Origin of the sequence: Alkalicoccobacillus porphyridii (assembly GCF_007293315.1) — a bacterium.
GTDB lineage: Bacteria > Bacillota > Bacilli > Bacillales > Bacillaceae_D > Alkalicoccobacillus > Alkalicoccobacillus porphyridii.
The window spans coordinates 1-281 of sequence record NZ_VLXZ01000169.1 but is presented as its reverse complement, the minus strand read 5'-3'; the positions used below and the strand labels follow the sequence as shown (position 1 = coordinate 281).

1 protein-coding gene is annotated in these 281 nt (G+C 53.4%); it reads left to right on the top strand.

The annotated features are described in order from the left end of the window. Positions 1-268: sigma factor-binding protein Crl (gene crl / locus FN960_RS23920; RefSeq protein WP_143850802.1), on the top strand; the 268-nt coding region annotated here is incomplete at its 5' end. Positions 269-281: the final 13 nt, after the last annotated feature.

Here is a 281-nt window from a genome sequence, read left to right as displayed (position 1 = left end):
ACCTGCACCGGAAGTGCGTGAGTTCTGGGGCTGGTGGATGGAGCTGGAAGCGCAGGAATCCCGTTTTACCTACAGTTACCAGTTTGGTCTGTTCGATAAAGCAGGCGACTGGAAGAGTGTTCCGGTAAAAGACACTGAAGTGGTTGAACGACTGGAGCACACCCTGCGTGAGTTTCACGAGAAGCTGCGTGAACTGCTGACGACGCTGAATCTGAAGCTGGAACCGGCGGATGATTTTCGTGATGAACCGGTGAAGTTAACGGCGTGAGTGAAATGTGCCG